The following is a 22,997-nucleotide window of genomic DNA, read 5'->3' as shown; positions in this document are numbered from 1 at the left end:
GCGACCACGATGTTGCGCACCATGATGAAGTCGAAGATCCACCGTGCCACGGTGACTCACGCCGATCTGCACTATGTGGGTTCGGTGACCGTGGACCCGGATCTGATGGACGCCGCCGATCTGCTCGAGGGTGAGCAGGTCTGCATCGTCGACATCGACAACGGCGCCCGGCTGGAAACCTATGTGATCGCCGGTGAGCGCGGTTCGGGCGTGATCGGAATCAACGGCGCAGCAGCGCATCTGGTGAATCCGGGTGATCTCGTCATCCTGATCGCCTACGGCATGATGGACGAGGCCGAGCTGCGCGAGTACCAGCCGCGGGTGGTGTTCGTCGACGACCGCAACCGTCCGGTGGAGCTGGGTTCGGACCCGGCGCACGCCCCGGAGGGTTCGGGGTTGACCTCGCCGCGCTCGCTGACCTTCGCCTGAGCCGCGGGCAGCGGGGCGAGGATGCTGCTGACGATCGACGTCCGCAACACCAGTATCGAGATCGGCCTGTTCTCGGGCAGTGGTGCGCATGCGGAGCTGGTGCACACCTGGCGCGTGCACACCAATCCGCTGCTGACCGCCGACGAATTCGCCATGCAGGTGCGGGGTTTGGTGGGCGAGCGGCTGGACCAGGTGGTCGGGGTGTCGGCCTTGTCGACGGTGCCGCCGGTGCTGCGGGAGTTGCGCACCATGTTGGGTCGCTACTGGTCGCACGTGCCGCACGTGCTGGTGGAACCCGGTGTGCGCACCGGAATCCCGCTGCTGGTCGACAATCCGAAAGAGGTCGGCGCGGACCGGATCGTGAATTGCCTTGCGGCATATCATCGTTTCGAGTCGCCGGCGATCGTGGTCGATTTCGGCACCGCCATCTGTGTCGACCTGGTGTCGGCGAAGGGCGAGTTCCTCGGCGGGACGATCGCCCCCGGCGTGGAGATCTCCACCGAGGCGCTGGTGGCCCGGAGTGCGCTGCGGCGCGCGGAACTGACCCGCCCGCGTTCGGTGGTGGGGAAGAACAGCATGGAGTGTATGCAGTCCGGCGCGGTATTCGGCTTCGCGGGCCTGGTGGACGGTTTGATCGACCGGATTCGCGACGAACTCGACGCCTTCGCCGGTGACGATGTGTCGGTGGTGGCGACGGGCCCGACCGCACCGCTGATCGTCCCCGAATCCGAGACCATCGACCACCATGAGCCGCATCTGACCCTGGACGGCCTCCGTCTGGTCTACGAGCGCAACCAGCAGCGCCGCCGCCCGTGACCGGCGCGCTATGGGGTGAAACACACCGCCTTGCACGCGCTGGTCACCCTGCTAGACTTCGGCTCGTGACTTTCCGCGTGAGCACCCAGGAGTGTTGTCGAGGCTGATTCGCCTCGGCTGATTGTCGAGGCTGCGTATCCGCCCTCGGCCGTCCACTACTCCTGGAGCTTCGCTCATGCGTTCCTCTGTCCTCACCTCTGCTGTTACCTCCGTCGCGAGCGGTGATGCCGCGCGGCGTCGGACGGGGCAGTTGCCGCCCGCTCGTCCGGCCAACCGCCTCACCGCCGAGATCACCGATCGCTCGGTGTCGTCCGCATTGCCGACCCGGCTGCGCCCGGCGGATCTGCTGCGGCTGACCGACGAGGGCGCCGAGGACGTCATGGCGGGCCGCTTCGACCACCTGCTGCCGTCCGGTGGCGTGTGGCCCACCGAAAACCGTTGGGCCGTCCGGCTTCTCGCCGACGACGAGGTCGATGTCTGGCTGATCAGCTGGGTGCCGGACCGGTCGACGGAATTGCACGACCACGCCGGCTCGCTCGGCGCGCTCACCGTGCTGAGCGGTGCGCTCTCGGAATTCCGCTGGAACGGCAAGGAATTGCGCCAGCGCACTCTCACCGCCGGTGATCAGGCCTCGTTCCCGCTCGGCTGGGTGCACGACGTGGTGCGTGCCCCGGATCAGTTCGCGGGTGTGCCCGAGCCGTCGAATCCGACGCTCTCGGTGCACGCGTATTCACCACCTCTGTCCGCCATGTCGTATTACGAGGTGACCGGCCACGGGACGCTGCGACGTACCCGGACCTTGCTCACCGACCAGCCCGAAGGCGATGTGAAATGACGTACCCGCATCTCACCATCAACGACATGCTGGAGGCGGCGCGTGCGCGATTGACGCGCATGTACGCGTTCGAATTGCCGGAGGCGATCGCGCGCGGCGCCCTGCTGGTCGACATCCGTCCGCAGGCCCAGCGGGTCAAGGAGGGCACCCTGCCGGGCGCCCTGGTGATCGAGCGCAATGTGCTGGAGTGGCGGCTGGACCCTACCAGCCCCGCACGGCTCGCCCTGGCCACCGATCACGATCGCGAATGGGTGATCGTCTGCTCGGAGGGTTACACCTCCAGTTTGGCGGCAGCCACACTGCAGCAGCTGGGTCTGCACCGGGCCACCGATCTGGTCGGTGGCTACCAGGCGGTAAAGGCCGCGGGGCTGCTGTCGGTGGCCGCCGGCGCACCGCATCTGGCCGGTGAGATCACCGCACTCGTCTCGCTGTAATAGCCCGGGTGAGCGGGGGTCGGGCGCGCGCAGAACGATTTCCGGCGCACGATAGGGTGGTTCGCTGTGAGCACCCCGAAAAGCCCTTCGTCCGGTGGCTCCGCGGGCCGGGTTCCTGCGGGGCAATCGCATCCTGCCGCAGCGGAAGTCGACGTTCCCGAGCAGATGCGGATCCGCCGGGAGAAGCGTGAGCGGCTGCTCGACGCGGGCGTAGAGCCGTATCCGGTGGTGGTGCCGCGGACCCACACCCTCGCCGAGATCCGCGCCGCCTATCCCGACCTCGAGCCCGACACCAGCACCGGCGTGCAGGCCGGCGTGGCCGGCCGGGTCATCTTCATGCGCAATACCGGCAAGCTCTGCTTCGCCACGCTGCAGGAGGGGGACGGCACCAAGCTGCAGGCGATGATCAGCCTGAACGGTGTCGGCGCCGATGCGCTGGCGGCGTGGAAGGCCGATGTCGATCTGGGCGATTTCGTCTTCGTGCACGGCGAAGTGATTTCCTCCCGCACCGGCGAATTGAGCGTGATGGCCGATTCGTGGTCGATGGCGGCCAAATCGCTGCGTCCGCTGCCGGTGGCGCACAAGGAGATGAGCGAGGAGTCGCGGGTCCGCCAGCGCTATGTCGACCTCATCGTGCGCCCGGAGGCGCGGGAGATGGCCCGCACCCGGGTGGCGGCCGTGCGCGCACTGCGAAATGCGTTGGAGCGCAGGGGTTTCCTCGAGGTAGAGACGCCGATGCTGCAGACTTTGCACGGAGGTGCGGCGGCGCGTCCGTTCGTCACCCATTCCAATGCGCTGGATATGGATCTGTATCTGCGCATCGCGCCGGAGTTGTTCCTGAAGCGCTGCGTGGTGGGCGGGATCGAGAAGGTCTTCGAGGTCAATCGCAACTTCCGTAACGAGGGCGCCGACTCGACGCATTCGCCCGAGTTCGCGATGTTGGAAACTTATGAGGCCTACGGCACCTACGACGATTCCGCGCGGATGATGCGGGAATTGATCCAGGAAGTCGCACAAGAGGTCTTCGGCACTCAGGTCGTCACACTCGCCGACGGTACGGAATACGACCTGAGTGGTGAGTGGAACACCATCGAGATGTATCCCTCGCTATCCGATTCGCTGGGGGTCGAGGTAACGCCGGAAACTACTGTTCCGGAATTGCTCGCGCTAGCCGATCGGGTCGGTCTGGAAATTCCTCCGGACAAGGGTTACGGCCACGGCAAACTTGTCGAGGAACTGTGGGAACACAGCTATGGCGACAAGCTCTATGCGCCCACTTTCGTGCGGGACTTCCCGGTGGAGACCTCACCCTTGACGCGCCAGCATCGCAGTAAGCCGGGCGTCACGGAGAAGTGGGATCTGTATGTCCGCGGATTCGAGTTGGCTACGGGCTATTCGGAACTCGTGGATCCGGTCGTACAGCGGGAACGTTTTGTCGACCAGGCCAGACTCGCCGCCGCCGGTGACGAGGAGGCCATGCGGCTGGACGAGGACTTCCTCGCCGCCATGGAACACGGTATGCCGCCGACAACCGGTACCGGTATGGGAATCGATCGGTTGCTGATGGCACTGACCGGACTCGGAATCCGGGAAACCATACTGTTCCCAATTGTGCGTCCGTCCGGTCGCTGAGTACCGGGTTTGAATGCCGATTCCCCGTCTTGGAAATTTCGTATCTAGAGGTATTCTCGACTCGGGCATCGGCCTGGTATCCGGGTCGCACGATTTCGAGAGGACGTTCATCTCATGGCAAAGAAGGTCACCGTTAGCCTGATCGACGATGTCGATGGTGAGTCCATTGCGGACGAGACCATCGAGTTCGCGATCGACGGTGTTTCGTACGAGATCGACCTGTCGGCGGCGAATGCGGCGAAGCTGCGGGACGGGCTGGACGTGTGGGTTGCCAATGCCCGCCGGGTGAGCGGTCGCCGGCGCAGCAAGCCGGTCGGTGCGACCACCGGTGCGCCGAAGGGCCGAGTTTCCATGGATCGCGAACAGAGTGCGGCAATTCGGGAGTGGGCGCGGCGTAAGGGCCACAAGGTTTCCGCGCGCGGTCGCATCTCCGCCGATGTCGTGGAGAGCTACCACAAGGAAGTCGGCCGCAACAACTAGTGCGGTCGAAAAGACCCGGCTGCGTCTGTGCCGCTGCCGCCCGGAGGAATCGTGCGACGTCCGGGCGGCAGCGGCATTTCGATGCCTCGGCGGTATTTCCGTGCGGTCGCGGTATTTCGGTGCGGCCGTACCCGGACGGTCCCGGCGTGGTGATCTTGCTCGTCGCCGCGTCGGCGCGGCACCATGGGGCCTATGCAGACCACGTCACTGGCGGTACGAGGGTGGGGGTAGCAACGCGGTGACGAATATTCACGAATCGTTTCTCCGGTTCATCGACGACACCGGCCGCCGCCACGAACTGACGCTGACCCCGGATCATCAGCGCATCACCATCGGGCGTTCGCCGCAGGCAGATCTGTCCCTGGGCTGGGACGCCGAGGTGTCGCGACTGCATGCGGCAGTGGAATACCTCGGCGCGCACTGGACGATCGTCGACGACGGACTCTCGCGCAACGGCACCTTCGTCAACGGCGAGCGGCTGGCCGGCCGCCGCCGGCTGGAGGCCGGCGACCGCATCCGGGTCGGGACCTCGATGCTGTCGTTTCACGATTACACCGGTACGGTCGACGACGCGACCCGGACTTCCGTCGGCTCGGTGCCGAGTCCCCGTTCACTCACCGATACGCAGCGCGCGGTTCTGATCGCGCTGTGCCGCCCGTACCGCGGCAATACCGAATTCGCCACGCCCGCCTCCAATCAGCAGATCGCCGACGAGTTGTATCTGAGCGTGGATGCGATCAAAACCCATCTGCGCGCGCTGTTTTCGAAGTTCGGCGTCGAGGATCTGCCGCAGAATCAGAAGCGGGTGCGGCTGGCGGCGCTGGCCATCCAGAACGGCATCATCTCGCAGCGCGACCTCTGAGATCCGTCCGCCGGATGTGACGCGCGATTCCGGTTACCCGCCGGTATCGATCCGCACGGTTCCCTGCTCCCGCTAGCGTGTTGAAACGCGTTCTAGTTTTTGGAGCTCTCGATGTCGTCTCGTCCCGTGCGTGCGCCGCGTCTGCTGCGCCGGTTACCCGGATCCATCCTCGTCCTGGCGGTATTGAGCACCCTGTGGGTGACCGCCGCAGCGGCGGCCCACGCCGAATATCCGGTGGACTACAACTTCTTCTCCGGCATTCCGTACGAGCTGCGAAATCCGGGTGGTTCCCTGCCCGGCGCCGACGACTGGTCGTGCCGGCCCAGCGCCGCGCATCCCGAACCCGTGGTGCTGGTGCACGGCACCGGCGGCGGGGCGCAGACGAACTGGGGCGTGTACGCGCCGCTGCTGGCCAACGAGGGATATTGCGTCTACTCGCTGACCTACGGCGCCTACGACCTGCCGTGGCCGCTCTCGGCGATCGGCGGCATGCGGCCGATCGAGGACAGTTCGGCGCAGCTCGCGGAGTTCGTGGACCGGGTGCTGGCGGCGACCGGCGCCGCGAAGGTCGATCTGATCGCGCATTCGCAGGGCAATCTGGTGGGCAACTACTTCGTCAAGCGGCTGGGCGGTTCGGACAAGGTCGACAAGTTCGTGGCGATCGCCGCGCCGTGGCTGGGCACCTTCGGCCCGGTGATCGATCCGGCTCGCGATTTCGCGCGGCGCCTGGGCGCGGAGCCGGCCTTCGACGGCGTCCTGGGCGTGAGCCCCTGTGCCGCCTGCGCGCAGATGACGGGCAGTACGGATTTCCTCCGCTCCCTGAACGCCGACGGCGTCTACGACCCGGACGTCACCTACACCAATATCGAGACCCGCTACGACGAGCTGGTGGTCCCGTACACCGTTGCCCTGGTGCCCGGACCGACGACGACGAACATCGTGGTCCAGGACGGCTGCGCGTCGGACTATTCGGAGCACGCCGGCATCGCGGGCAGCGACCGGGCGGCCGCGTTCGCGCTCAACGCCCTGGATCCGGACGATCCGCACCCCGTGCCCTGCCATTTCATCCCACCGCTCACCGGATAGTTCCGTCGGCGAGGACGTCGCGCGGAGATTCGCGGCCGAGTTTCGGGGCCGCGAACCCCGACGTCGGGAAGGGGGCCCGAAAATTCAGCTGTGGGCGTAGTTGCTGGGGAAACGTTCCGGGTTGGAGCCGCGTTAGAACGGTATGACTCGCGTTGTCGCCCGTTCGCAATAGGGTAGACGGACGACGGCCGTGACCCCCGCCAACTACAGTAGAGGCGGGGGATGCAACCCCAGGGCTTCATGGCAGGCTGGCGCCACAGGTGTGAAGCACGAAGCACAACAGCAGCGCCGGATGCCGTGGATAGCGGAGCAGGAAGTGAGGGAGCGATGTTCGAGAGGTTCACCGACCGCGCGCGGCGGGTCGTTGTCCTGGCCCAAGAAGAGGCTCGGATGCTCAACCACAACTACATCGGCACCGAGCACATCCTGCTGGGCCTGATCCACGAGGGTGAGGGTGTCGCGGCGAAGTCCCTGGAGTCGCTGGGAATTTCGCTCGAGGGTGTGCGCAGCCAGGTGGAGGAGATCATCGGACAGGGCCAGCAGGCGCCGTCCGGTCACATCCCCTTCACCCCCCGGGCCAAGAAGGTGCTGGAGCTGAGCCTGCGCGAGGCGCTGCAGCTCGGCCACAACTACATCGGCACCGAGCACATTCTGCTCGGCCTGATTCGTGAGGGCGAAGGCGTCGCGGCCCAGGTGCTGGTGAAGCTGGGCGCCGACCTCAACCGGGTGCGGCAGCAGGTCATCCAGCTGCTGTCCGGCTACCAGGGCGGTAAGGAGGCGGTGGAGTCCGGTGCTCGTGGCGAATCCGGGACCCCGTCCACCTCGCTGGTCCTCGACCAGTTCGGCCGCAACCTGACCCAGGCCGCACTCGAAGGCAAACTCGACCCGGTCATCGGCCGCTCGAAGGAGATCGAGCGCGTCATGCAGGTGCTGAGCCGCCGCACCAAGAACAACCCGGTCCTGATCGGTGAGCCCGGCGTCGGTAAAACCGCCGTCGTCGAGGGTCTCGCTCAGGCCATCGTCAACGGCGAGGTGCCGGAGACGCTGAAGGATAAGCAGCTCTACACCCTCGACCTGGGTTCCCTGGTCGCGGGCAGCCGCTACCGCGGTGATTTCGAGGAGCGCCTGAAGAAGGTGCTCAAGGAGATCAACACCCGCGGCGACATCATCCTGTTCATCGACGAGCTGCACACGCTCGTGGGTGCGGGTGCCGCCGAGGGCGCGATCGACGCGGCCTCGATCCTGAAGCCGAAGCTGGCCCGCGGTGAGCTGCAGACCATCGGTGCCACCACCCTCGACGAGTACCGCAAGTACATCGAGAAGGACGCCGCCCTGGAGCGCCGGTTCCAGCCGGTCCAGGTGGGCGAGCCGACGGTCGAGCACACCATCAACATCCTGAAGGGCCTGCGCGACCGCTACGAGGCGCACCACCGGGTGTCCATCACCGACGGTGCGCTGGTGGCCGCGGCCACGCTGGCCGACCGGTACATCAACGACCGGTTCCTGCCGGACAAGGCGATCGACCTGATCGACGAGGCGGGCGCGCGGATGCGCATCCGCCGGATGACCGCTCCGCCGGACCTGCGCGAATTCGACGACAAGATCGCCGATGCCCGCCGGGAGAAGGAAAGCGCCATCGACGCGCAGGACTTCGAGAAGGCCGCGCGGCTGCGCGACAAGGAGAAGCAGCTCGTCGCCAAGCGCGCCGAGCGGGAGAAGCAGTGGCGTTCCGGTGATCTGGACGTCGTGGCCGAGGTCGACGACGAGCAGATCGCGGAGGTGCTGGCCAATTGGACCGGTATTCCGGTGTTCAAGCTCACCGAGGAGGAGACCACCCGTCTGCTCCGCATGGAGGACGAGCTGCACAAGCGGATCATCGGCCAGGAGGACGCGGTCAAGGCCGTGTCGAAGGCCATCCGCCGTACTCGCGCCGGCCTGAAGGATCCGAAGCGTCCGTCCGGTTCGTTCATCTTCGCCGGTCCGTCCGGCGTCGGTAAGACCGAGCTGTCCAAGGCGCTGGCGAACTTCCTGTTCGGCGACGACGACGCGCTCATCCAGATCGACATGGGCGAGTTCCACGACCGCTTCACCGCCTCGCGGCTGTTCGGTGCCCCTCCGGGCTACGTCGGCTACGAGGAGGGCGGCCAGCTCACCGAGAAGGTGCGCCGCAAGCCGTTCTCGGTCGTGCTGTTCGACGAGATCGAGAAGGCCCACCAGGAGATCTACAACACCCTGTTGCAGGTGCTGGAGGACGGCCGCCTCACCGACGGCCAGGGCCGGACCGTGGACTTCAAGAACACGGTGCTGATCTTCACCTCGAACCTCGGCACCTCGGATATCTCGAAGGCCGTGGGTCTGGGCTTCTCGCAGTCCAACGCCGAGGGCTCGAACTACGAGCGGATGAAGCTCAAGGTCAACGACGAGCTGAAGAAGCACTTCCGTCCGGAGTTCCTCAACCGTATCGACGACGTCATCGTCTTCCACCAGCTCACCAACGAGCAGATCGTGGAGATGGTGGATCTGATGATCAACCGCGTCGCGACGCAGCTGCGGAACAAGGATATGGAGATCGAGCTCACCGAGAAGGCCAAGAGCCTGCTCGCCAAGCGCGGTTTCGATCCGGTGCTGGGCGCTCGCCCGCTGCGCCGGACCATCCAGCGCGAGATCGAGGATCAGCTCTCGGAGAAGATCCTGTTCGGCGAGATCGGCCCCGGCCAGATCGTCGAGGTCGACGTCGAGAACTGGGACGGCGAGGGCGCCGGCGAGGATGCCAAGTTCACCTTCGCCGGTAAGGCCAAGCCCGCCAAGGCGGAAGCCGAACCGGTCGCGGCGCTGGCCGGCGCCGGTGAGACCGCTCCGGAGGCCTCGGGCGAGTAAGTAGTCCGTACGAACCGACCGATGCCGGCCACCCCGACGGGGTGGCCGGCATCGTCGTATCCGCGGCTGCCTGCCCTGAAAATGAGTGGCGGCCGCGCGGGAACCTGTTCCATGCTGGCGATGTTCGCGAGCGGAATGAGGGCTGTGTGCTGACCGATGCCGAGGTGCAAGACTTCATCTCCGACGGTTTCGTCCGAGTGGAGGGTGCGTTCTCCGAGTCCACCGCGGCCGAGGCGCGGGAAATACTCTGGCGCGCGACCGGATGCGATCCGGCGGATTCCGGAACGTGGACGCGGCCGGTGGTCCGGCTGCCCGGTTTCGCGGACCCGCCGTTCGCCCGGGCCGCGCGCAGCCCACTGCTGGCCCAGGCGTGCGATCGGCTGGTCGGTGCGGGCCGATGGGTCGCCGCTCAGGGACTGGGCACCTTCCCGATTCGCTTCCCCAGCGAGCAGCCGCCGGGTGACGACGGATGGCATATCGATGCGAGTTTCCCGGGCGAGGATCCGCAGGACTATCTGCGGTGGCGCATCAACGTGCGGTCGCAGGGGCGGGGGCTGCTGATGCTGTTCCTGTTCTCCGATGTCGGCCCCGACGATGCGCCGACACGGATCCGGATGGGCTCGCATCTGCGCATGGCGAAGGTGCTGGAACCGTACGGTGTGGCCGGAGTCGCGATGTCGGACCTGGTCGAGGACTTCGCCGCCACCGCGGACCTTCCGGAAATGGCGGCGACCGGTCGGGCCGGAGATGTGTATCTGTGCCATCCGTTCCTGGTGCATGCCGCCCAGGCGCATCGAGGCCGGAACCCGAAATTCATGGCCCAGCCGCCGCTGCTGCTGCACGAACCGTGCGTGCTGGACCGGCCCGACGGTGCGTATTCGCCGGTGGAGCAGGCGATCCGACAGGGACTCGAGCTCGGCGTCACCCGCTGACTACGCGCGGGGACGTACCCGGGATGTGTTCTCCGGACGGATGATTCGCGCTGCCGCGAGGCAGAGGGTGAAAGTCATGGATATCGGATTGCATCTGACGAACTTCGCGCTGGATACCCCCTCCGAACGCATCGGATCGCGCCTGGCCGAGGTCGTCCACACGGCCGAGGACAGCGGGTTCTCAGTCGTCGCGGTGGGTGATCATCTCTGGCAGAGCCCATGGCTGGGACGGGTGGAACAGAATGTGCTGGAGGCGTATTCGACACTGTCGTTCATCGCGGCGCACACCTCGCGGGTGGAGCTGACCGCGGTGGTGTCGGGGGTGCACTATCGGCATCCGGCCATGCTCGGAAAGCTGGTCACCACCCTGGATGTGCTGTCCGGCGGCCGGGCCTGGCTGGGAATCGGGACGGGCACCTCCACCGGCGATGTTGAAGGGTACGGCCTGCCGTTCCCGCCGCTGCGCGACCGCTACGACATGCTGGAGGAGGCGCTGCGGATCTGCCGGGCCATGTGGACCGGTGCGCGGGGCGGTCCGGAACCCGTATCCGGCAAGCACTTTCACGTCGAGCGCCCGCTGAACGCTCCGCAGGTGGTGCGGAATCCGCCGGCGGGCGGACATCGCCCGCATCCACCCGTGCTCGTCGGCGGCGACGGTGAGCGGCGCACATTGCCGCTGGTGGCGCGCTACGCGGATGTGGCGAGTCTGCGGCCGGGGCCGGAGCTGGCGAGCAAGATCGAACTGCTGGACCGGCTGTGCGCGGAGATCGGCCGCGATCCGCGCGAGATCCGCAAGAGCTGCGTCTTCGCCTTCGATCTCGGGCCGAGCGGTGGCGGCGTGGGCCAGGTGCTGGGGCAGCTGGAGCGGATGGCGGAGGTGGGAATCGATCTGGTGATCGGACGGGTGGCGGCGTCGACGAGCTGACGTCCCTGGAGGTGCTCGGGCGCGAGGTGATCCCGGTGGCCGCGGAATTCGGTCGCTGACCCGGAGCCGCGACCGACCCCGAATTACTGCCAGCCGGGGCGGACCACCCCCGACTCGTAGGCAAGGACCACGAGTTGCGTTCGATCACGGGCGTTGAGTTTCACCAGGATTCGGCTCACGTGAGTGCGAGCGGTGGCGGGGCTCATGAAGAGGCGCCGGCCGATTTCGGCATTGGTGAGCCCTTCCGCGACCAGCGCCATCACCTCGCGCTCCCGATCGGTGAGCTCCGACAGCGCCGCGGCGGGCGCGGGTTTGGCGTGGGTGGCGAATTCGGCGACCAGGCGGCGGGTGACGCTGGGCGAGAGCAGCGCGTCCCCGGCGGCCACCACGCGCACCGCCTTCACCAGATCCGCGGGTTCGGTGTGTTTGACCAGGAACCCGGTGGCGCCCGCGCGCACGGCTTCGAAGACGTATTCGTCGAGTTCGAAGGTGGTGAGTACCACGACCTTCACCTCGGACAGGCCGGGGTCGGCGGCGATCTCGCGGGTGGCCGACAGGCCGTCGAGGACCGGCATGCGGACATCCATCAGCACCACATCGGGATGCAGCTCCCGGGTCATCCGCAGGGCCTGGTCGCCGTCGCCGGCCTCCCCGACGACCTCGATGCCGTCCTGGGCGTCCAGCAGCGCGGCGAATCCCGCGCGAACCAGAGCCTGGTCGTCGGCGACCAGGACGCGGATCTCGTTCACGACACCTCCTGTAGGCCGGCGTCCGGCCGATCCGGAATCGGCAGCCGGGCCCGCACGGCGAACCCGCCGTCCGGCCGCGGTGCTGCCGAGAGCTCGCCACCCAGTGCGCGGGCGCGTTCGATCATGCCCGGAATTCCGTTCCCGCCACCGGTTGTGGACGACTGTGGAGAATTCGGGGAGCGCTCGTTGTCCACAGTGATGCACAGCTCGCTCGGCGAATAAGCCACAGCCACGGTCGCTTCCGCGCCGGGCGCATGCCGCAGCACATTGGTCAGCGATTCCTGCACGATGCGGGCGGCGGCGACGTCGACCACCACCGGCACCCGGCGCGGTGTGCCGGAAATGCGGGTGTGGACCGGGGTGCCGGCGGCGCGCATCGGAGCCAGCAATGATTCCAGGTCGCCGATGCCGACCGCCGGGCTGGTCGGCGCCGCAACGGTTTCCGCGCCGGCGCGGATCGAGCGCAGCAGACTGTGCACCTCGCCGAGCGCATCGCGGCTGACCTCTTTGATCGCAGAAAGGGCGGTCGCGGCCTGTTCGGGTTTGCGGTCGAGCAGTTCCAGCGCCACCGACGACTGGACATTGATCAGCGACAGGCTGTGGGCGAGCACATCGTGCAGTTCGCGCGCGATGGCCAGCCGTTCCTGGGCCGCGCGCTGTTCGCGCTCGGCCAGTTCACGGGCACGCTCGGCTTCCCGGTTGCGCCGGGCAGCCTCGACGCGCTGCCGCCGCGCGATCAGCGCCGAACGCCGCTGCCGGATGCCCTCGGCGATCGCGATCAGCACCACGAGCCAGGCCAGGATGCCGACGACCGGCCAGCCCCCGGGCCCGTGGCCGCGCAGCGCGGGCACCGGCCACACCATCAGCAGGAATCCCAGCGGCACCAGCGGATAGGTGTACCAGCGGGAGCCGCGCGAGGTCGCGGTCAGGAAGGCGATGACCAGCGATACGAAGACCGGCCCGTAACCGTAGCCGACCAGCAGATAGGCGACGGTGACCGCGAGCACGCCCACGAAGACCGCCCGGGGATACCTCGCGCGCATCGTCAACAGCAGCGGGCCGGCCACCAGCAGCGCATATCCCAGCGCATCCAGTGGACGCACGCCGGACTGATGCGCATTCGCCGCATGCCCGCCGCCCAGCTGGACGACGGCCACGACGACGCACAGCAGCACATCCCGGGCGCCGGGCCGTTTACTCGACTGCACAGTTCGAACGGTAACCCCGCCGCGTCGCCGCACGAGCCCGCGCGCCGCGAATTACGTCCAGATACGTACGCCGAGCCGGGCGCCCCGGCGGATGTGTCGGCGCGGGTCGAAGCGGATGGTCGAGATATGAACAGATCGAATGCCGATCCGGCCGGCGAACTCCCCGGCACGGTCACGCGGACCCGGGCCAGCGCCACCGAGGTCGTGGTTACCGAGTCTCTCACCAAGAAGTACGGCGACCACACGGCAGTCGACGCCGTCTCCATGACCGTGCGCCGCGGCGAGATCTACGGATTTCTCGGCCCCAACGGCGCCGGTAAGACGACGACGCTGCGGATGCTCGTCGGGCTGATCGCGCCGACCTCCGGTACCGCGACGGTGCTGGGCCTGAATCCGGGCGAACGGGAGTCGTTGCGGCGCATCGGCGTTCTGATCGAAGGGCCCGGCTTCTATCCGTACCTGTCCGGCCGCGACAACCTGCGCGTGCTGGCCCGCTACCACCTGACCGAGCGCACCGCCGGTTCCCGGCCTCGCGACCGATTCGCCGAGGTGGACGAGATCCTGGCGCGAGTCGGACTCGCCGACCGGGCAGGCGATCGGTTCCGCACCTACTCGCTCGGCATGAAGCAGCGCCTCGGTGTCGGCGCGGCCCTGCTCGGCAACCCGGATCTGCTCATTCTCGACGAGCCGACCAACGGTCTGGACCCGGCCGGAATGGCCGAAATGCGAGAACTGGTGACCGGTTTGGCCGCCGACGGGCACACCGTCGTGCTCTCCTCGCATCTGCTCAGCGAGGTGCAGGAAATCTGCGATCGGGTCGGCGTCATCTCCGGCGGGAGGTTGCTCACCGAATCGACCGTGAGCCAATTACGCGGTGCGGCGACACTTCTCGTGCGCGCCGAGCCGATGGAGAAGGCCTATCCGGCGGTGCGCCGGGTGGTGGGCGAACACCGTGCGTTACCGACCGCCGCCGGCATCAGAGTCGATGCCGGCAGGGCAATGGCGCCCGAGGTGGCGCGCGCGGTGATCGCATCCGGCGCGGATCTGCTGGAACTGCGCACCGACGAAAAGTCGCTGGAGGAAGTGTTTTTCGAGATGACGAAACAGGAGCACCGATGAACGACGTAGTGGCCTGCACCAGGGCCGAATTCGCACGGCTGCGGAAGTGGCCCGCGTTCTGGATCGTGCTCGGCACCTGGATCGCGCTGAATCTCGTTTTCGCGTATCTGTTCAACTATCTGGCCTACACCTCGGGCAGCAGTTCCCGGATGTCGAACGGGCAGCCGCGCGAGGTGCTGTTGCAGTTGATGCTGCCCGCGGCCGTGCCGGAGGTGTTCACCCAGGGCATGGCGATGTTCGGCGGTGCGCTCATGCTCGTCCTGGGCGCGCTGGTGGTGGGAAGCGGATACGGCTGGGGCAGTTGGAAAACCGTTTTCACCCAGGGACCCTCGCGTCGTGCGGTGGTCGGCGGAACCGTGGTTTCCCTGATGAGCGTGGTGGTGGGCCTGGTCGGTGCGGCGTTCGTGGTGGATACCGGGGTGGCCGCGATGATCGGGGCCGCCGAGCATCGGACGCCGACGCTGCCGACAGCCGCGCACACCCTGCTCGGTCTCGCGACCGGCGTGGTGATCCTCGGTATGTGGACGCTGGCCGGCGCGCTGATCGCGGCGATCGCCCGTGGTCCGGCGCTGGCGGTGGGCCTGGGCCTGGTGTGGGTGCTCGTCGTGGAGAATCTGCTGCGCGGTGTCGCGTCGATCTTCTCGCCTGTCCGGGCGCTCACCGACCATCTGCCGGGGACCGCGGCGGGTTCGGCGGCCGGGGCCATGCGCACCGTGGGCGGCACGGCGACGCCGGGCGTCCTGGACATCCTGTCCCGACCGGCGTCGTTCGTCGTGCTGGCGGTGTACATCGCGGTATTCGCCTGCGGCACAGTGGCACTGATGGTGCGCCGCGATATGGCGTGAACAGCGCCGCGGCGTCCCGCCGGAATCGCGCCGGGCCGGACAGCGGTGAGTCGAGCGCGCGCGGCGAGTAGGTTCGATCGCGACGGCTCATTCTCACTCGACGAAAGGACAGCGATGCCTACACGCAGCGCGCGTACCGCATGGACCGGTGGCTTGCAGGACGGTTCCGGACAGGTCGACCTGGCCAGTTCCGGTGTCGGCAAATTCGACGTCTCGTTCCCGAAGCGCACCGCCGATACCGCCGAGGGCACCACCAGCCCCGAGGAACTGATCGCGGCCGCGCATTCGTCCTGCTACGCGATGGCGCTGTCCGGTCAGATCGGCGCTGCCGGCGGCACCATCGAAAGCCTGGACGTGAATGCCGATGTGACGCTCGGCCCGGATCCCGCGGGCGGTTTCCGCATCTCGGCGATCAAGCTGACCGTGCGCGGCCGGGTCTCGGGTATCGACGCCGGCGGCTTCGAGCAGGCCGCCCAGACCGCCAAGGCCGGTTGCCCGGTCAGCAAGGCTCTGGCCGGCGTCGAGACGATCGAACTCGACGCCGCCCTCGAAAGCTGAGCCGGGGCGACCGGCGCACCTCACCCGGTGGTCGGACCGACCACCGGGTGCGGCGAGAAACTACTGAGCGGGCTTCGCCGCGACGTCGAGGACCACCTCGAATTCCAGCAGCGAGGCGCCCGTGGCGACCGGCTGGCGGGCCTGGCCGGCATGCGCCTCCTTGGCCGGTCCGTCTCGCCACGCGGCGAACGACTCCTCCGAATCCCACTGCGTCACAACGAAATACCGGTTGTCACCGGCGACCGGGCGCAGCAACTGGAAGCCCAGGAAGCCGGGAGAATTCTCCACCGCGTGCGCCCGATGGGCGAAGCGCTTCTCGAGTTCGGGTCCGGCTCCCTCGGGAACCTCGATCGCATTGATCTTTACAACAGCCATGAGCACAGGCTAATCCCACCGCGCGGCACGTATCGTCGGTGCCGATGTTGTACGACGAGGGTGGCACCGGGGTGCCGATTCTGCTGCTGCACGGATTGATGGGCAGCGCGCGGACCTGGGCGGGTCAGGTGCCGTGGCTGCGCGAATTCGGCCATGTCCACTCCTTCGACGCCGCTGGGCACGGCCGGCCGGCCCCGCCGGAGCTCACCACCGAGGCATTCGTCGCCGATCTGGCCGCCGCGACCGCCGCGATATCGGAACCGATGGTGGTGATCGGCCATTCGATGGGCGGACTGCACGGGTGGATGTTCGCGGCCGCGCACCCGGAGCGGGTCCGGGCGCTGGTGGTCGAGGATATGGCGCCCGATTTCCGCGGGCGCACCGCGCGGCACTGGGCGGAGATGATCGAGGCCTGGCCGCAACCGTTCCCCGACGCCGACGCGGTACTGGACTCTTTCGGCCCGGTCGCCGGGCGCTACTTCCTCAACTCGTTCACGCGCGGCCGGGACGGCTACCGGTTGCACGGTTCGGTCGCGACCTTCCGCGACATCTCCGAGGAGTGGGGCACCCGCGATTTCTGGGCCGAATGGGCCGCGGTGCGCGTGCCGACCCTGCTGATCGAGGGCGAATACACGATCACGCCGCCAGGTCAGATGCGGGAGATGGCGGCCGCTCGGGCGGGTGTGCGCCATGTGGTCGTCGGTGCCGCCGGACATCTCGTCCACGACGATCAGCCCGCTGTCTATCGCGCCGAAGTCGAACGGTTTCTGCACGAAAACGTGGGTTGATCGGATCGCCTGCGCGTGGGTCCGGGCGAAGGGAGACCCGAGGTCCGGCAGTTGCGGGCAATCGCCTTCAGTCTCGGTGGGGAGGCGACGTATGCTCCACTCAGGCCCCGACCATAAGGTGAATCATGATTAACTTCTCGATACCCGCCGACCTCGCCGCCGAACGTGACCGCATCCGCCGGTTCGTCATCGACAAGATCGTTCCGTTCGAGCGCGACCCCCGCCTGACCGCGCACGGGCCCAACGACGATCTGCGCCAGGAATTGGTCGAATTGGCGCGGGCCGAGAAGCTGCTCACCATCCAGGCGCCCGAGGCACTCGGCGGCCGCGGGCTCACCCACGTCGAACAGGCCGTGCTGTACGAGGCCGCCGGGTGGTCCACGCTGGGACCGGTCGCGATGAACTGCGCCGCGCCCGACGAGGGCAACATGTTCCTACTGTCCAAGGTCGCCGACACCGAGCAGGTCGACCGCTTCCTGATGCCGGTGATCGACGGCCGTCAGCGCTCGGTCTTCGCGATGACCGAGCCGGGCGGCGCCGGATCCGATCCCGGCCAGCTCGCCACCACCGCCACCTTCGACGGCGAGAACTTCACCGTCAACGGCCGCAAATGGCTGATCACCGGGGCCGACGGGGCCAAGACGTGGATCATCATGGCGAAACTCGAGGACAACGACCACCTCCCCGCGGGCCCGACCCTGTTCCTCACCGAGGGGGACGCGCCCGGAATCGTCATCGAGCGAACCATGAACACGATGGACCGCAACTACGTCGGCGGCCACGGCGTCGTGCGCTTCGAGAATCTGATCCTGCCCAAGGAGTCGCTGCTGGGAGAGAGCGGCCAGGCGCTGCGCTACGCCCAGCTGCGACTGGCCCCCGCCCGCCTCACCCACTGCATGCGCTGGCTCGGCGCCGCCGAACGCGCCCAGAGCATCGCCGTCGAACACGCCAAGACCCGCACGGCCTTCGGCAAGCCGATCGGCGAGCACGAGGGCGTGTCCTTCATGCTCGCCGACAACGAGATCGCCCTGCACCAGTGCCGCCTGACCATCTGGCACGCCTGCTGGTTGATGGACCAGGGCCACAAGGCTCGCCACGAGAGTTCGATGGCCAAATCGTATGTGTCCGAGGAACTGTTCAAGGTCGCCGACCGCTGCGTCCAGGTCCTCGGCGGCATCGGCATCAGCGACGAAACCGTGGTCGAGATGATCTTCCGCGATATGCGCGCCTTCCGCCTCTACGACGGCCCCACCGAGGTCCACAAGTACGCGATCGGCCGCCAAGTGTTGCGGGGATAGCGGTCCTGCGCCTGCTGCCATCTGTCAAGGCGTACGTCTATGAGCCGTTCACCCCGCCGCAGCGAAGCGGAGGCAGATAACACAGCCAGTAAGGTGGTCGGGAAAGATCACCCAAACCTAGGATCGTCGCATGAGTTCGGAACTGCAGGTCGATGTGTCCGCCGGTGTCGCCGTACTCACGCTCAACCGTCCCGCGCAGCAGAACGCCATGACGCCCACGATGGCGGTGGAGCTCGGGACCGCGCTGCGGCGCTGCGATACCGAGGACGCGATTCGGGCGGTGGTGATCACCGGGACGCCGCCCGCGTTCTGCGCGGGCGCCGATCTGTCCGCCCGCGTCGGTGACGTGCGCGGCACGATCGATCCGCCGCCGTGGCAGATCCGCAAGCCGGTGATCGCGGCCGTGAACGGGCATGCCGTGGGGATCGGGCTGTCGCTGGCCCTGCAGTGCGATCTGCGATACATGGCCACCGATGCCGTATACGGGCTGAATCAGGTGCGTCGCGGCGCGATGGCCGACGGCTACGCGCACTGGACACTGCCGCGGCTGGCGGGAATGGCCAACGCCGCCGACATCATGCTCACCGGCCGCACCTTCGACGGTGAGGAAGCGCGCCAGATGGGCGTGGCCAACAGCAGTCTGCCGGCGGGCGAGGTACTGCCGACCGCCTTGGCCGTGGCGCACGACCTGGCGGCCGGTTCCGCGCCGCTGCCGACCGCTCTGACCAAACGGTTGCTCTGGGAGGGCCTGGGGATGAGCCCCGAGGCGGTCGGCCGGCTGGAATCCGAGCTGCACGGCTTCGTCGGCAAGAGCGTGGACGCGGCCGAGGGCATGGCGGCGTTTCGCGACCGCCGCCAGCCACAGTGGAAGGGCAGTATCAGCGCCGAATGGCCCGCGGGCGAGTTGTCGTCGCCGGGCGAGCGTCGCGGTCTCGACGGCACCGCCGAGGAACCGGCCTAGTCCTGCGAAGCCGGGCGCTTCGACCTCGGACCGGTTACGGAGCCACCGCCGGCGAGTTCCCCCGGAGCCGCCCGGTCAGCGCCCGCCGATGAGCATCAACAGAAAGACGCACGCGTACAACACCATCAGTACGGTGCCGACGATGCCGACCACATAGCCGACCACCACCTGCGATCGGCCGCCGATGGTGCCGCCGGACATCTCGATCTGGTCGAGCGCCCGCTTGCCCATCACCCATGCCACCGGACCCAATGCGCCACAACACAATAGGCTCAGCACACCCAGGATCAGCACCGTCGTCGCATGAGGGTGTTCGACCGGGTTACCGGTCGGCGGCTCAGGCAGCGATCCCCAGTAGTCGGGTTGATTCATGGCCACCGTGCGAGTTTAAGGCGTGCCCACCCTAAAAGCTGTATCTTCGGCCTACGCTTCGCTTCGGCGGGGGTCTCGGCCCCTTGGGCCTCGATTTTTCACTCCTCCGCTCAGTCGCTGCGCTCCCTCGCTCCGTCGCTCCAAAATCGAGGCGGGCCGAGACCACCATGGTGCACGCCTCGTAGACGTTCACCCGCGTGGGGTAAGCGCCTGCTGCCTCGCAAACGGCTGCGACGGTGCAGAACTCACTGGCCGATAGCCCGGCTGCCCCCGCTCAGCGGCGTTGGCGGGCGATGTCGGCCAGCACGACTCCCGCTGCCACCGAGGCGTTGAGCGATTCCACCGGCCCGGCCATCGGGATGCTGATGATGGTGTCGCAGGTTTCGCGGACCAGGCGCGACAGGCCCTTGCCCTCCGAGCCGACGACCACGACGGTCGGTGTGGTGCCGTCGAAGTCGTCGAGGACGGTGTCGCCGCCGGCATCGAGGCCGACCACCTGCAGACCTGCCTTGGCCCAATCCTTCAGTGTGCGAGTCAGATTGGTCGCACGCGCCACGGGCAGCCGGGCCGCGGCGCCGGCGCTGGTGCGCCAGGCGACCGCGGTGACGCTGGCGCTGCGGCGCTGCGGAATCACCACGCCGTGCCCGCCGAACGCGGCGACCGAACGGATCACCGCGCCCAGGTTGCGGGGATCGGAGATGTTGTCCAGCGCCACCAGCAGCGGGGCGGTCCCGGAAGCGCGGGCGCTGTCCAGCAGATCCTCCGGATGGGCGTAGCGGTACGGCGGCACCTGCAGGGCCATGCCCTGATGTAAACCGTTGGTGCTCATCCGATCCAGGTCGATGCGCGACACCTCCAGGATGGAGATTCCGGCATCGGCGGCGCGCTGCACGGACTCGGTGAGGCGGTCGTCGTTCTCGGTGCCCAGCGCGACGTACAGCGCGGTGGCCGGAACCTCCGCGCGCAGACACTCCACCACCGGATTGCGGCCGAGCACCAACTCCGGCCCGTCGTCACCCTTGCGGGTACCGGGCCGGGCGCGGTTCTGCCCCTGCGTCGCCTTGGCCGCTTTCGCCGCCGCCGCAGCGCGTTTCGCGGCGGGGTGGTTCTTGCGCATGGTGGCGGGCGGGGTGGCGCCGCGGCCCTCGAGTCCGCGACGGCGCTTACCACCGCTGCCGACGACGGCGCCCTTCTTGGTGCCGCCCTTACGGATCGCACCTCGTCGCTGCGAATTTCCTGCCATCAGTATGCCTTTCGTGTCGGTCGCGACACCCGCACCCGATCAGCAGGCTTCGCTGGGAGAATCATTTGGCCAGCGACCAATCCGAGCCGCCGGGAGTGTCGACGACGTCGATTCCGGCCGCGCCCAACCGGTCGCGCACGGCGTCGGCGGTGGCCCAGTCCTTTTCGCGGCGGGCCTGCTGGCGGCGTTCGAGTTCGGCCCGCACCAGGACGTCGAGCGCGGATTCGGCCGCCGAGGTGTCCTTCGGGCCGGCCCAGTGCGCATCCAGCGGATCGACGCCCAGAATTCCGAGCATCGCCCGCACCTGTCCGGCGGCCTCGCGCGCCGATTCGCCCGCGCCCGCTTCCAACGCCCGATTGCCCTCGTGCACCACGCGATGAATCTCGGCCAGGGCCTTCGGGATCGCGAGATTGTCGTCCAGCGCCTCGGCGAAGGCGTCGGTCCATTTCCCGACCGCGACCTCACCCACCCGCTCGACGGTGCGCTGCACGAATGCCTCGAGTCGCTGATAGGTCTGCGCGGCATCCGCCAGCGCCTGTTCGGAATATTCGAGCATCGACGCGTAATGCGCACTGCCCAAATAGAACCGCAATTCCACGGCCCGCACCTGGGCGAGAATATTCGGCACCGAGAGCGTGTTGCCGAGCGATTTCGACATCTTCTCGCCGCCGAGCGTCACCCACCCGTTGTGCAGCCAGTACTGCGCGAATCCGTCTCCGGCGCCGCGGGATTGGGCGATTTCGTTCTCGTGGTGCGGGAAAACCAGATCCATACCACCGCAGTGGATATCGAATTCGGGCCCGAGGTAGAACTCGGCCATCGCCGAGCATTCCAGATGCCAGCCCGGACGCCCGGGTCCCCATGGCGAGGGCCAGGTCGGCTCGCCCGGTTTCGCGGCCTTCCACAGCGTGAAATCGCGCGGATCGCGCTTACCCTCGCCGGCGCTCTCGCCCTGTTGCACATCTTCGAGTTTGTGCCCGGACAGCGCACCGTATTCCGGATAACTGCGCACATCGAAATACACGTTGCCGCTCGACGCGTAGGCGTGGCCGCGGTCGATGAGCCGCTGCATCATCTCGACCATCTGGGTGATGTGCCCGGTGGCCCGTGGTTCCACCGACGGCGGCAGCACCCCGAGCGCTTCGTAGGCGCGGTCGAAGGCGCGCTCGTGCGTCGCGGCCCATTCCCACCACGGGCGGCCCGCCGCGGCGGCCTTGGCGAGGATCTTGTCGTCGATATCGGTGACATTTCGCACGAAGGCCACGTCGTAGCCGTTCGCGGTGAGCCAGCGGCGCAGCACGTCGAAGGCGACGCCGCTGCGGACGTGCCCGATATGGGGTTCGCCCTGCACGGTGGCGCCACACAGGTACACCGACGCACGTCCAGGGACCAGCGGGGTGAAATCCCGCAGGGTCCGCGTCGCGGTGTCGAACAGGCGCAGAGTCACGACCAGCCATCCTAAGGCTTGTTGAACAACGGTATGGGTGGGCCCCTCCTATGGTCCACGGTCCATCGAATGCGATGACACCGCGGGTCCGGAACGGATTCGACGGGGCATGTTTCCGGAGCGAGTGTGAGGCCGACGGTGCGGCCGCCCGGCGCGGATGCAAATACGGCGGCCGGCGCCGAGTTCGCCGCGGTAGATCGGCGCGAACGATAAATCAGCACCGAATCGCCGACTGCGGTTACGCGGTACTACATCGCCCGTCGTGCACGAGTAATGCGGTCGCGACCGCGGCGATTCCCTCCCCACGGCCGGTGAGCCCCAGACCGTCGGACGTCGTACCGGATACCGAAACCGGGGCGTCGAGTAATTCGCCGAGTATTTTTTGCGCTTCGGCGCGTCGCGGCCCGATTTTGGGGCGATTACCGATGATCTGCACCGCCGCGTTGACGATCCGATATCCGGATTCGGCGAGCAGGCGCCGTACCTCGGTCAGCATCGCGGCGCCGGAGACGCCCTCCCACTCGGGACGTCCGGTGCCGAAGACCGCGCCGACATCGCCCAGGCAGGCGGCCGACAGCAGCGCATCGCACAGGGCGTGGGCGGCCACATCGCCGTCGGAATGTCCGGAGCAGCCGTCGTCGCCCTCGAACAGCAGCCCGGCCATCCAGCAGGGCCGACCGGGTTCGATGGGATGCACATCGCTGCCGATGCCGGTGCGCAGCGCGG

Annotated in this window: 24 protein-coding genes; 17 read left to right on the top strand and 7 right to left on the bottom strand. The window is 67.6% G+C overall.

All coding sequences use genetic code 11. The features are described 5' to 3' along the window. Positions 1–9: 9 nt before the first annotated feature. The 11 genes from panD (at position 10) to NN2_RS02995 (ending at position 11,308) form a co-directional block, all read left to right on the top strand. Positions 10–429 (top strand): aspartate 1-decarboxylase, encoded by a 420-nt coding sequence (gene panD / locus NN2_RS03045; RefSeq protein ID WP_030517343.1) that lies wholly within the window; start codon positions 10–12, stop codon positions 427–429. Between the two features lie 21 nt (positions 430–450). After that, the gene (locus tag NN2_RS03040; RefSeq protein WP_036497452.1) at positions 451–1,245 is read left to right on the top strand and encodes a type III pantothenate kinase; all 795 of its coding nucleotides are present in this window, start codon (positions 451–453) and stop codon (positions 1,243–1,245) included. Between the two features lie 175 nt (positions 1,246–1,420). Beyond that, positions 1,421–2,080 (top strand): cysteine dioxygenase, encoded by a 660-nt coding sequence (locus NN2_RS03035; RefSeq protein WP_082856665.1) that lies wholly within the window; start codon positions 1,421–1,423, stop codon positions 2,078–2,080. Beyond that, positions 2,077–2,514 (top strand): rhodanese-like domain-containing protein, encoded by a 438-nt coding sequence (locus tag NN2_RS03030; protein WP_063010130.1) that lies wholly within the window; start codon positions 2,077–2,079, stop codon positions 2,512–2,514. Before NN2_RS03035 ends, NN2_RS03030 begins: the two co-directional genes overlap by 4 nt. A gap of 165 nt (positions 2,515–2,679) precedes the next feature. Next, positions 2,680–4,146 (top strand): lysine--tRNA ligase, encoded by a 1,467-nt coding sequence (lysS, locus tag NN2_RS03025; protein WP_063010128.1) that lies wholly within the window; start codon positions 2,680–2,682, stop codon positions 4,144–4,146. A gap of 114 nt (positions 4,147–4,260) precedes the next feature. After that, positions 4,261–4,626: a histone-like nucleoid-structuring protein Lsr2 gene (locus NN2_RS03020; protein WP_030517338.1), complete on the top strand. Its 366-nt coding sequence runs from the start codon at positions 4,261–4,263 to the stop codon at positions 4,624–4,626. Positions 4,627–4,864: 238 nt separating this feature from the next. Next, positions 4,865–5,488, top strand: coding sequence for an FHA domain-containing protein (locus NN2_RS03015; RefSeq protein ID WP_063010126.1), 624 nt, complete (start codon positions 4,865–4,867; stop codon positions 5,486–5,488). Between the two features lie 144 nt (positions 5,489–5,632). After that, positions 5,633–6,574 (top strand): esterase/lipase family protein, encoded by a 942-nt coding sequence (locus NN2_RS03010; protein WP_439955841.1) that lies wholly within the window; start codon positions 5,633–5,635, stop codon positions 6,572–6,574. Positions 6,575–6,901: 327 nt separating this feature from the next. Continuing rightward, positions 6,902–9,451 carry an ATP-dependent Clp protease ATP-binding subunit gene (locus NN2_RS03005; protein ID WP_063010122.1) on the top strand — a complete coding sequence of 850 codons (2,550 nt, stop codon included), beginning with the start codon at positions 6,902–6,904 and terminating at the stop codon, positions 9,449–9,451. A 146-nt stretch (positions 9,452–9,597) separates the two neighbouring features. Next, a complete protein-coding gene (locus tag NN2_RS03000; protein ID WP_063010120.1) occupies positions 9,598–10,383 on the top strand; it encodes a phytanoyl-CoA dioxygenase family protein in 786 nt (261 codons plus the stop codon). A gap of 76 nt (positions 10,384–10,459) precedes the next feature. Then, the gene (locus NN2_RS02995) at positions 10,460–11,308 is read left to right on the top strand and encodes an LLM class flavin-dependent oxidoreductase (RefSeq protein WP_063010118.1); all 849 of its coding nucleotides are present in this window, start codon (positions 10,460–10,462) and stop codon (positions 11,306–11,308) included. A gap of 83 nt (positions 11,309–11,391) precedes the next feature. Here the strand turns inward: NN2_RS02995 and NN2_RS02990 are convergent, their stop codons facing one another. After that, a complete protein-coding gene (locus tag NN2_RS02990; protein ID WP_063010116.1) occupies positions 11,392–12,057 on the bottom strand; it encodes a response regulator transcription factor in 666 nt (221 codons plus the stop codon). After that, positions 12,054–13,265, bottom strand: a complete 1,212-nt coding sequence (locus NN2_RS02985) for a sensor histidine kinase (protein WP_063010114.1) — start codon at positions 13,263–13,265, stop codon at positions 12,054–12,056. The genes NN2_RS02990 and NN2_RS02985 overlap by 4 nt, the downstream gene beginning before the upstream one ends. 126 nt (positions 13,266–13,391) lie before the next feature. Between NN2_RS02985 and NN2_RS02980 the strand changes: the two genes are divergently transcribed. The 3 genes from NN2_RS02980 to NN2_RS02970 all read left to right on the top strand — a co-directional run bounded on the left by NN2_RS02980 (position 13,392) and on the right by NN2_RS02970 (position 15,787). Continuing rightward, complete coding sequence (locus tag NN2_RS02980) at positions 13,392–14,384, top strand: ABC transporter ATP-binding protein (protein WP_082856679.1); 993 nt, start codon at positions 13,392–13,394, stop codon at positions 14,382–14,384. Then, the gene (locus NN2_RS02975; protein ID WP_063010112.1) at positions 14,381–15,229 is read left to right on the top strand and encodes an ABC transporter permease subunit; all 849 of its coding nucleotides are present in this window, start codon (positions 14,381–14,383) and stop codon (positions 15,227–15,229) included. Before NN2_RS02980 ends, NN2_RS02975 begins: the two co-directional genes overlap by 4 nt. A 114-nt stretch (positions 15,230–15,343) precedes the next feature. Continuing rightward, positions 15,344–15,787 (top strand): OsmC family peroxiredoxin, encoded by a 444-nt coding sequence (locus NN2_RS02970; protein ID WP_030517328.1) that lies wholly within the window; start codon positions 15,344–15,346, stop codon positions 15,785–15,787. A gap of 60 nt (positions 15,788–15,847) precedes the next feature. On the opposite strand, the gene mhuD is transcribed toward NN2_RS02970, so the two are convergent. Continuing rightward, on the bottom strand, positions 15,848–16,162 hold the full coding sequence (gene mhuD / locus NN2_RS02965; RefSeq protein WP_030517327.1) for a mycobilin-forming heme oxygenase MhuD: 315 nt from the start codon (positions 16,160–16,162) through the stop codon (positions 15,848–15,850). A gap of 44 nt (positions 16,163–16,206) precedes the next feature. On the opposite strand from mhuD, the gene NN2_RS02960 reads away from it, so the two are divergent. The 3 genes from NN2_RS02960 to NN2_RS02950 all read left to right on the top strand — a co-directional run bounded on the left by NN2_RS02960 (position 16,207) and on the right by NN2_RS02950 (position 19,209). Next, a complete protein-coding gene (locus NN2_RS02960; protein WP_063010214.1) occupies positions 16,207–16,950 on the top strand; it encodes an alpha/beta fold hydrolase in 744 nt (247 codons plus the stop codon). A 125-nt stretch (positions 16,951–17,075) separates the two neighbouring features. Beyond that, positions 17,076–18,248, top strand: a complete 1,173-nt coding sequence (locus NN2_RS02955) for an acyl-CoA dehydrogenase family protein (protein ID WP_030517325.1) — start codon at positions 17,076–17,078, stop codon at positions 18,246–18,248. Positions 18,249–18,378: 130 nt separating this feature from the next. Further along, on the top strand, positions 18,379–19,209 hold the full coding sequence (locus NN2_RS02950) for an enoyl-CoA hydratase/isomerase family protein (protein ID WP_063010110.1): 831 nt from the start codon (positions 18,379–18,381) through the stop codon (positions 19,207–19,209). Positions 19,210–19,284: 75 nt separating this feature from the next. Here NN2_RS02950 and NN2_RS02945 read toward each other — a convergent pair whose 3' ends face one another. The 4 genes from NN2_RS02945 to ispF form a co-directional block, all read right to left on the bottom strand. Next, positions 19,285–19,581, bottom strand: a complete 297-nt coding sequence (locus NN2_RS02945) for a hypothetical protein (RefSeq protein WP_063010108.1) — start codon at positions 19,579–19,581, stop codon at positions 19,285–19,287. A 274-nt stretch (positions 19,582–19,855) separates the two neighbouring features. Then, a complete protein-coding gene (gene rlmB / locus NN2_RS02940; RefSeq protein ID WP_063010106.1) occupies positions 19,856–20,824 on the bottom strand; it encodes a 23S rRNA (guanosine(2251)-2'-O)-methyltransferase RlmB in 969 nt (322 codons plus the stop codon). A gap of 61 nt (positions 20,825–20,885) precedes the next feature. Beyond that, entirely contained in the window at positions 20,886–22,271 is a 1,386-nt protein-coding gene (gene cysS, locus NN2_RS02935; RefSeq protein ID WP_063010104.1) for a cysteine--tRNA ligase, read from the bottom strand. A gap of 238 nt (positions 22,272–22,509) precedes the next feature. After that, entirely contained in the window at positions 22,510–22,992 is a 483-nt protein-coding gene (ispF, locus tag NN2_RS02930; protein WP_063010212.1) for a 2-C-methyl-D-erythritol 2,4-cyclodiphosphate synthase, read from the bottom strand. Positions 22,993–22,997: the final 5 nt, after the last annotated feature.

The sequence above is a fragment of the Nocardia nova NBRC 15556 genome, assembly GCF_001613005.1.
Classification (GTDB): Bacteria; Actinomycetota; Actinomycetes; order Mycobacteriales; family Mycobacteriaceae; genus Nocardia; species Nocardia nova.
The sequence above is the reverse complement of the archived record's forward strand: the minus strand, read 5'-3'. Positions and strand labels throughout refer to the sequence as shown.

Bases quoted from the DNA above. Each gene is read 5' to 3' on its own strand.
- panD (WP_030517343.1), top strand. From the start codon at position 10: ATGTTGCGCACCATGATGAAGTCGAAGATCCACCGTGCCACGGTGACT.
- NN2_RS03040 (WP_036497452.1), top strand. From the start codon at position 451: ATGCTGCTGACGATCGACGTCCGCAACACCAGTATCGAGATCGGCCTG.
- NN2_RS03035 (WP_082856665.1), top strand. From the start codon at position 1,421: ATGCGTTCCTCTGTCCTCACCTCTGCTGTTACCTCCGTCGCGAGCGGT.
- NN2_RS03030 (WP_063010130.1), top strand. From the start codon at position 2,077: ATGACGTACCCGCATCTCACCATCAACGACATGCTGGAGGCGGCGCGT.
- lysS (WP_063010128.1), top strand. From the start codon at position 2,680: ATGCGGATCCGCCGGGAGAAGCGTGAGCGGCTGCTCGACGCGGGCGTA.
- NN2_RS03020 (WP_030517338.1), top strand. From the start codon at position 4,261: ATGGCAAAGAAGGTCACCGTTAGCCTGATCGACGATGTCGATGGTGAG.
- NN2_RS03005 (WP_063010122.1), top strand. From the start codon at position 6,902: ATGTTCGAGAGGTTCACCGACCGCGCGCGGCGGGTCGTTGTCCTGGCC.
- NN2_RS02995 (WP_063010118.1), top strand. From the start codon at position 10,460: ATGGATATCGGATTGCATCTGACGAACTTCGCGCTGGATACCCCCTCC.
- NN2_RS02980 (WP_082856679.1), top strand. From the start codon at position 13,392: ATGAACAGATCGAATGCCGATCCGGCCGGCGAACTCCCCGGCACGGTC.
- NN2_RS02975 (WP_063010112.1), top strand. From the start codon at position 14,381: ATGAACGACGTAGTGGCCTGCACCAGGGCCGAATTCGCACGGCTGCGG.
- NN2_RS02970 (WP_030517328.1), top strand. From the start codon at position 15,344: ATGCCTACACGCAGCGCGCGTACCGCATGGACCGGTGGCTTGCAGGAC.
- mhuD (WP_030517327.1), bottom strand. From the start codon at position 16,162: ATGGCTGTTGTAAAGATCAATGCGATCGAGGTTCCCGAGGGAGCCGGA.
- NN2_RS02960 (WP_063010214.1), top strand. From the start codon at position 16,207: ATGTTGTACGACGAGGGTGGCACCGGGGTGCCGATTCTGCTGCTGCAC.
- NN2_RS02955 (WP_030517325.1), top strand. From the start codon at position 17,076: ATGATTAACTTCTCGATACCCGCCGACCTCGCCGCCGAACGTGACCGC.
- NN2_RS02950 (WP_063010110.1), top strand. From the start codon at position 18,379: ATGAGTTCGGAACTGCAGGTCGATGTGTCCGCCGGTGTCGCCGTACTC.
- NN2_RS02945 (WP_063010108.1), bottom strand. From the start codon at position 19,581: ATGAATCAACCCGACTACTGGGGATCGCTGCCTGAGCCGCCGACCGGT.
- rlmB (WP_063010106.1), bottom strand. From the start codon at position 20,824: ATGGCAGGAAATTCGCAGCGACGAGGTGCGATCCGTAAGGGCGGCACC.